This window comes from Lyngbya sp. CCY1209 (assembly GCF_035615495.1).
Lineage (GTDB): Bacteria > Cyanobacteriota > Cyanobacteriia > Cyanobacteriales > Microcoleaceae > Limnospira.
Map to the genome: position 1 here is coordinate 20,212 of NZ_JAJENU010000666.1, position 7,886 is coordinate 28,097.

At 58.1% G+C, this 7,886-nt stretch carries 6 protein-coding genes; all 6 read left to right on the forward strand.

Features of this window, described 5'->3' with window-relative positions; all coding sequences use genetic code 11:
• Positions 1-9: 9 nt before the first annotated feature.
• The 6 genes from gmk to LKE08_RS27540 all read left to right on the forward strand — a co-directional run bounded on the left by gmk (position 10) and on the right by LKE08_RS27540 (position 7,694).
• Positions 10-576 (forward strand): guanylate kinase, encoded by a 567-nt coding sequence (gene gmk / locus LKE08_RS27515; protein WP_324707495.1) that lies wholly within the window; start codon positions 10-12, stop codon positions 574-576.
• Positions 576-1,871, forward strand: a complete 1,296-nt coding sequence (locus LKE08_RS27520; RefSeq protein WP_324707496.1) for a GNAT family N-acetyltransferase — start codon at positions 576-578, stop codon at positions 1,869-1,871. The genes gmk and LKE08_RS27520 overlap by 1 nt, the downstream gene beginning before the upstream one ends.
• A gap of 208 nt (positions 1,872-2,079) precedes the next feature.
• Positions 2,080-3,897, forward strand: coding sequence for a penicillin-binding protein 2 (gene mrdA, locus LKE08_RS27525; protein WP_324707497.1), 1,818 nt, complete (start codon positions 2,080-2,082; stop codon positions 3,895-3,897).
• A gap of 77 nt (positions 3,898-3,974) precedes the next feature.
• Positions 3,975-4,817, forward strand: a complete 843-nt coding sequence (locus LKE08_RS27530) for a diguanylate cyclase (protein ID WP_324707498.1) — start codon at positions 3,975-3,977, stop codon at positions 4,815-4,817.
• A 325-nt stretch (positions 4,818-5,142) separates the two neighbouring features.
• Positions 5,143-7,215 (forward strand): cation:proton antiporter, encoded by a 2,073-nt coding sequence (locus LKE08_RS27535; protein WP_324707499.1) that lies wholly within the window; start codon positions 5,143-5,145, stop codon positions 7,213-7,215.
• A gap of 188 nt (positions 7,216-7,403) precedes the next feature.
• Complete coding sequence (locus LKE08_RS27540) at positions 7,404-7,694, forward strand: Mo-dependent nitrogenase C-terminal domain-containing protein (RefSeq protein ID WP_324707500.1); 291 nt, start codon at positions 7,404-7,406, stop codon at positions 7,692-7,694.
• Positions 7,695-7,886 lie beyond the last annotated feature (192 nt).

The window sequence follows — 7,886 nt, forward strand, 5'->3', positions numbered from 1 at the left end:
GAACTTGAAATGACCGACCACAATCATGGCAAACTGATCGTCATTACCGGGCCCAGTGGAGTCGGAAAGGGGACGTTGGTGCGATCGCTCCTAGAAAAACACCCGGAACTGCACCTGTCCACCTCCGCGACGACCCGCCCCCCCCGCCCCGGCGAGGTAGACGGAAAAGACTATTTTTTTGTCAGCCGCCATCGCTTTCAACAGATGGTGGAACGGGGGGAATTGATCGAGTGGGCGGAATTCGCCGGCAACTATTACGGCACGCCCCGGCAGGCGGTGACGGAAGCCATCGCAGCGGGAGAATCCGTGCTGCTCGAAATCGAACTCGAAGGAGCCCGACAGATTTCGCGCACGTTTCCCGAAGCCGTGCGGGTGTTCATCCGGCCCCCGTCGATGGCCGAATTGGAGCGGCGGCTGCGGAGTCGGGGCCAGGACTCGGAAGAAGCGATCGCCCGTCGCCTGAACCGGGCCAAAATTGAGATGGAAGCGACGGCGGAATTCAACTTTACCCTCGTCAACGACGATCTCGATCGCGCTTTGGATAAATTGGAAGCGTTGTTATTCGTCCCGGTGTGATGGAAAACGGGGGATGGCTGGAAAAAACCGATCGCTCGCAGCGAGCTTGGCAGGAGGCTAAACAGGGTCAAATTCACCTGCAACGGCGGGACTGGCCGGCCGCGATCGCCTCATTTCGGCGGGCGGTGGAACTGGACCCGGAGAGTTCCTGGTTTCACCACCACCTGGGGGAGGCCCTCTGCCAACAAGACCGCTGGGAAGAGGCGGTGGTGGCCTTCACCCGAGCCGTCGCCCTCAACCCGGACTTTTCCTGGTCCCACTACAACCTCGGCCGGGGGTGGGCGAACCTGAAGCGGTGGCGGAACGCCGCGGCCGCCTACCGGCGAGCCGTGGAATTGGAGCCGAATTTCCACTGGTCCCACTACGGCCTGGGGGAAGCCCTGATTCACCTGCGGCGGTGGGACGAGGCGATCGCAGCCCTCCTGAAAGCGGCCGAATGCCTGCCGACACCGCCGGAAACCGACGACTGGACGACCGTCGCCCGCCGGCTGGGGGAGGCCTTCCAAGGGCGCTCCTCACCGGGTTGGGAGCCAACCTGCGAGGACTATTGTCGGGCGGCGACGGATTCAAATTGTTCGGAATTGTCGGTTTTGCGGGAAAACCCCGAACTGTGCCGGCAACTGGCCCGGGACCTGGCCGGCCGCCGTCAAATTCCCGGGGCGATTATTTTGTACGCGATCGCCCAAAAACTGCGGCCCGACGACCCCGACATTACCCGGGAACTGGAAACTCTGGTGGAGAAAAAAAAGCGCCTGGAGGCGGACGTGACCCGGCGCCACCGGGAGATCCGGGAGCATCCGGAGCGGTGGTCCCACTTCGAGGCCACAGATGGAGACCCCCCGCCGCCCCCTCCCCCGGAGCGATCGCCCCGAAATTCGGGTCAAATTCAGTTCGACGACGACCGCCACATCGACCCCCGAGACATCCTCGACCTCTGGAGGGCCGTCGGATGGCGACCCCAACCCCGCGATCGCCTGCAAAAGGCCCTGGAAAATAGCTTTCTGGTGATCTCCGTCTGGGAGGTGCGATCGGACGGAAAACGCCTCGTCGGCTTCGCCCGGGTCATTTCCGACGGCGCCCTCTACGCCACCATCTGGGACGTGGCGATCCGGCCCGAGTTTCAGGGCCGCGGCCTCGGCCGGGTACTCCTACGCCACCTGATCGACCGCCTGGGGCGGGAAAACATCGCCGACATCACCCTATTCGCCGGCAGCGGAGCCGTCGATTTTTACCACAGCCTCGGATTTGTCGCCGACCCCAACGGCATCAAAGGAATGTTTTGGTTTTGCCCCTGATCCCCCGCCCAGTCCGCCACAAATGTGCAATTATATCTAAAGTCGAAACGGTAACGTGGAACTGCCGGCTACGCACCTTGAAAATCTCGTTTGAAAGGTGAACGTCACCCGTTCAAAGGTGTCGAGGCGGGCGTCCGTTTCGCGTTGGGTCGCCAACAGGGCTCGGGGACAGTCTCCCCGGTCGTTTCAGTCCACATTCACAAGGTCTATGGTTCGCCAACTGTTTTATTCCTCTGCAATTTCTCCGGCTAACACCGACAGGCCGGCAACGGTCTACCGCGATCGCCGCCGAATTGCCGCCAAAGGAGAGCGACATCCCCTCTACCGGGCGGTTTTATTCATGTTGCTGGCGACCGGACTGATGGGGCTGCACGTCCACCGCCTCGTGCAACTGCAACTGCTCGACGGGGCACAAAATCGCCTCCGGGCCGAGGAAAACCGCATCCGCCTCATTCCCATGCCCTCGAACCGGGGCCGCATCCTCGATCGCAACGGCAAACCCTTGGCCGACAACCACCAAGTTCGCGGGGTGTATTTGTGGCCGAAGGAACAGACCCCCGAACAGTGGAAGGTGAAGGCGGCCCAACTCGGCAACGTCCTCGACCTCCCCGCCGAGAAGATTTTGGAGGCCCTCGAACGGGTCGGCTACCGCTCCGCCTCCCCCGTTCGCATTGCCCGCCACCTCACCCCGGAAGCCTTTATCTGGCTGGCTGAACATTCCCAGGAGTTGACGGGGGTGGAAGTGCGGGTGGAGTCGAGCCGCTACTATCCCCACGGCGACCTGGCAGCCCAGGTGGTGGGCTACATCGGAGAGGCGACTTTGGAAGAATTGAAAGCCCATCCCGAGTGGCCGATGGGCATGATCGTGGGACAGTTGGGCGTCGAAGCCTCGGCCAACGACCAGTTGGCGGGGAAGTGGGGGGCGCGTCTGGTGGAGGTTAACGCCCAAAATGAGGAGCTGCGACTCTTCGGCGAACGGCCGTCCGAAGGGGGCAAACCGGTGAAACTGACCTTGGATTTGAACGTTCAAAAGGCTGCGGAGGCGGCTCTGGGCAACCGTCGGGGGGCGGCGGTGGCCCTCAACGTCAAGACGGGGGAAGTGTTGGCGATGGCGAGCTCTCCCCGGTTCGACCCCAATCTGTTTACCCGGCAAATCACGCAGCAGCAGTGGGAGGAGTTGCAAGAACTCGAACACCCGTTCCTGAACCGTGCCCTCCAGGGATACCCCCCCGGAAGTACGTTCAAGATCGCCTCCTCGGCGGCGGGGATGGGTTCGGGGGAATTTTCTCCCGGATCGGTCATTGCCACTTCGGCTTCAATTACGGTGGGGGGGATCACGTTCCACGAACACAGCGGCGGTTACGGCGTGATCGGGTTCCGGGACGCCCTGGCCTTCAGCAGCAATACCTTTTTCTACCGCCTGGGAATGGCAATTGGTCCGGAAGCGATCGCCAAGTGGACCGAACGTCTGGGCATCGGCACGACGGATCTGAACCTGCTGGGCCTCACGGAAGGCTCCACCGGGTTCATTCCCACCCCGAAAAATAAAGAGGAAATCTACGGAGAACCCTGGTATTTGGGGGATACCGTCACCATGTCCATCGGCCAGGGGTCGGTGCTGACCACGCCCCTGGAATTGGCGGTGATGGTGTCGGCGATGGCTAACGGCGGCAACCGGGTCAAACCTCACCTGCTGGCCGACCTGACCGGGACTCCCCAAACCCAACCCGAGCCGACGGGATTATCGCCGGAAATCATTTCTACCATCCGCGATGGCTTGATCGCAACGGTGCAGTACGGGACGGCCCAGGGGATGAACGACGGCACCATCCCCCTCACCGGCGGCAAAACTGGGACGGCGGAGGTCTGGGGTCAGGAATCCCACTCGGTTTATGTGGGGTTCGGCGCGGCCGACAAGGCGGAAATTGGCGTGGCGGTGGTCGTGGAAAATGGCGGCTACGGCTCCAAGGCGGCGGCCCCCGTGGCGAAGGAGATGTTCCGGGCTTATTTTAATGGGAAAAAGTAGGGAAAAATCGGAGTAAAAAGGCGAGATAAAAGGGGCGATCGCTCGATTTTTAATTAATTTTAATTGGAGTCGCGCCGATGATTGAAAGGATCAAATTCTGCTGTCAATCAACGCCGGGATTTTTGATAGTGGGATCGGTTTTGCTGGTGGCGATCGCGGCGGTCGATTTTTTCACCACCCCGGAACTCTCCCTCGCCATCCTCTATTTGCTCCCGATCCTGTGGGTGGCTTGGTACGGGGATAAATCCTACGGTTTTTTATTCTCCGTCCTGTGCGCGATCGTCTGGGGAATTAATGACATCACCAGCCAGTCCTATTCCAATTCCCTGTTTCCCATTTGGAATGCCCTAGTCCGCCTGGGTTTTTTCCTGATTATCAGCTATTTGCTTTCGGCACAAAAACTCGCCTACGAACGGGAAAAGCAATTCGCCCGCACGGACGGACTGACGGGGCTCATGAACCGGCGTTTTTTTTGGGAAGTGCTCGAAACCGAAATCCACCGATCCGCACGATTCAAGCATCCTTTTACCCTGGCAATTTTCGACGTGGACAATTTCAAACAGGTCAACGATCGCCAGGGCCACGCCAGCGGCGATCGCTTATTACAACTGCTGGCCAAAACCGTCGAGTGTGAAATCCGGGCTTCCGACGCGATCGCCCGGTTGGGGGGCGATGAATTCGTCCTCCTACTGCCAGAAACGGACGCCAACCCGGCACAAGCGACCCTGCAACGCATCCGAGAGCAACTTTTGGAGATGGTCTGCCACCACGATTGGCCGGTGAGTTTCAGCATCGGCGCCGTCACCTTTTCGGCCCCCCCCGATTCGGTCGCCGACGCGATCGCGGCCTGCGATCGCCTCCTCTACCAAGTCAAAAATGAGGGCAAAAACGCCGTCCGACACTCGACAATTAACAATTAACAATTAACAATTAACAATTAACAATTAATAATTAATAATTAATATGGCCCGGGAGTGGCGGTTCGGAAAAAGCTGAAAGGATGCCAAATTTGAGGGAAACAAAATTGAAAATTACAAAGGACAAGAACTCGACGCCGGAAGGGGGGTTCCGTTACGGGCGATCGCATCCGCTTCGAGCCAGTTTACAATGGCGGGTAAAAGCCCGCCTCACAGCCATTCGCCCCGACGGAATGGACTTTCATGGCGATAGCGCTTCGCGTTTCTCAATCGGGAATAGGAAATAGGAAACTTTTCACTTTTCACTTTTCACTTTTCACTTTAACCCATGATCCCACAACTGTTTCAATGGCTGCCGGACAGCCCCATCGTCGAGTTTACAATCTTACTGCTCGTTTCCCTCACCATTCCCCCCTGGTTTGAACGCCTGAAACTGCCGGGACTGGTGGGACTGTTGGTCGCCGGCGTCGTCCTCGGTTCCCACGGCTTGCAACTCCTCGACCCCGACTCCGAAACGATGAAATTATTTTCGGATATCGGGAAAATTTATTTGATGTTCGTCGCCGGTTTGGAAATCGATCTCGTCCAATTCCAACACCAAAAAAATCGCTCCCTCGGCTTCGGTTTCGCCACCTTCGCCGTCCCACTAATCACCGGAACATTAATCGGCTTCGCCTTCGGTTTCGGCCCCAACGCCGCCATTTTGATCGGGTCCCTGCTGGCCTCCCACACCCTCCTGGGCTATCCCATCGTCCAGCGGTTGGGATTGGTGGATGTCGAGTCCGTTATCGTCACCATCGGCGCCACCATTTTCACCGATATCAGCGCCCTATTCGTCCTGGCGATTTGCGTTTCCATCCACGCCGGGGAGTTTTCGGGATGGGGTTTCGTCGTCCAGTTGGGCACCTTGGCGGCTTACTCGGCTTTCGTTTTGTTGGGCTTCGATCGCCTCGGAAAAATCTACTTCCGACGCACCGGAAATAACGAAGGAAATCAATTTCTATTTGTGTTGTTGGTCCTGTTCGTCGCCTCCGTCGGCGCCAAATTGATCGAAGTCGATATGATCGTCGGCGCCTTTTTGGCGGGTTTGGCGATCAACGACGTGGTGGGGACCAGTCCCGTCAAAGAAAAAGTGGAATTTTTGGGGAGCGTTTTATTCATCCCCTTCTTTTTCGTGGCGATGGGACTGCTGTTGAATGTCCCGGTATTCATCTCCACCCTCAGCACCAGTTTCGGACTGACGATCGCGATCGTTTTGGGACTGATCGGCAGCAAATTTCTCGCCGCCTGGATCGCCCAATTTTTGTACGGCTACAGTTGGGCGGAAACCGCGATGATGTGGTCGCTATCCATCCCCCAGGTGGCGGCGACGCTGGCGGCGGCGCTGGTGGGTTTTGAAGTCGGATTACTCAGCGAAGCGGTATTTAATAGCATCATCGTCCTGATGTTGGTGACGTCCATCGTGGGGCCGATGATGACCCAGCGAGTCGCCCCCAGATTGTTGGCCGCGCGATCGCTCCCCGCCGTTTCCGAGTCTTTGTGGTGGGAAAATCGCCGGGAAAATTTACCCGGAGAACCCGCACCCTTTACCGTGGTCGTCCCCGTTTCCAACCCCCACACGGAACGGTATTTGATGGCGATGGCGGTGTTGTTGGCGAGACACGAAAAGGGCGCGATCGTGCCGCTGTCCGTCGCCACCCACGCCCAAATTCACATGGACGAACCGGAGTTGCAGCAGGCCCTCAAACACGGTCGGATGTTGCTGCAACAGGCGGTCCGCGTCGGGGAAGCCGCCAAAGTGCAGACGACCCCCGCCCTCCGCATCGATGCCGACGTGGCGACGGGAATTATCCGCACCGCCTGCGAACGGGACGCCAGTTTGATCGTCATGGGTTGGAGCGAGGAAACGGGGCTGAGGACGCGGTTATTCGGCAATTTGATCGACAGCGTGTTTTGGTCCTCCCACTGTCCGGTGGCGGTGATGCGGTTGCTGGCGGACCCGGTGGCGATGAAGCAGATTTTGGTCCCGGTGAAAAATCTCACCCCCCAGACGATGCGGACGGTGCGGTTCGCCCAGTTGTTGGCGGATACGAACGGCGCCCGGGTGATTTTGCTGCACGTTTGCGAGGGGTCCGCGCCGCCGGAACATCTGGAGATGCTGAAATCGGAATTGGTGAACATGGGTGCGGGCGATCGCTCCCCCGTCCGGTCCGACATCCGCATCGTGTCCTCCGACGACGTGGCCGCTGCGATCCTCTCGGAAGCGGAGATGGCGGATTTGGTGGTGCTGCGATCGCAGCGACGGCGGACGGTTGGCGGTTTGGAAGTCAGCAACATCACCAGCCAGATTATCGGCGAACTGCGCGGCTCGATCGTTCTGTTCGGCGAACCTCAAACCTAGGCTGGGAGGGAGATGGGGGGTTCGGCTCCCCGAAAGATATAAATTTTTATAATCGCAATCAAGTTTTTATATAAGTCAACCCTTGATCTGTCGGGGTGCGCTTGCTAAATTAGACCTATAGACAAAACAAGCACTGATTTCCGCGCCGAGGAAACAGTGAAATCGGAGTTAAAACAGGAGAAACAATCATGACCGCCGCCAATTTCAACAACCGCCAAAAATTGCCCTTTCAAGGTATCCGCACCTGGCTCGATAACTTCCAAATCGAAAATCCCAAAACAGCCCGGTTCATCTGTGAATTGATCCCCGCACAATGCCCGTTCGCCCGCGATATCAGCCTCTTAGGCCGCACAATCTTGCACATTCCCCCGCTTTGCAAATTGAATCCCTTCTACGAAGAAGTTGTGGGGATGCGGTTTCGGGCACTCTGCTATCTGGCGGACGAGTGCGGCGAAGATGTCTCCCAGTTTTTGGTCTAATTTTGATATGAAATATTCTCAAAATAGACCGGGTACGCCATGCTCACAACACGGTTTGGGAATCGATTCCCAAGCTCACGGCGAAAATATTCTGAAGAGGATGGGGGAGAATTTAGATCCCCCTAAATCCCCCTTGAAAAGGGGGACTTTGAGTTCGCCTCAACAACTGATATTCGATCCCCCTAAATCCCC

What these genes read in the sequence shown, in the direction of transcription:
- gmk (WP_324707495.1), top strand. Translation starts at nt 10, where the DNA reads ATGACCGACCACAATCATGGCAAACTGATCGTCATTACCGGGCCCAGT.
- LKE08_RS27530 (WP_324707498.1), top strand. Translation starts at nt 3,975, where the DNA reads ATGATTGAAAGGATCAAATTCTGCTGTCAATCAACGCCGGGATTTTTG.
- LKE08_RS27520 (WP_324707496.1), top strand. Translation starts at nt 576, where the DNA reads ATGGAAAACGGGGGATGGCTGGAAAAAACCGATCGCTCGCAGCGAGCT.
- mrdA (WP_324707497.1), top strand. Translation starts at nt 2,080, where the DNA reads ATGGTTCGCCAACTGTTTTATTCCTCTGCAATTTCTCCGGCTAACACC.
- LKE08_RS27535 (WP_324707499.1), top strand. Translation starts at nt 5,143, where the DNA reads ATGATCCCACAACTGTTTCAATGGCTGCCGGACAGCCCCATCGTCGAG.
- LKE08_RS27540 (WP_324707500.1), top strand. Translation starts at nt 7,404, where the DNA reads ATGACCGCCGCCAATTTCAACAACCGCCAAAAATTGCCCTTTCAAGGT.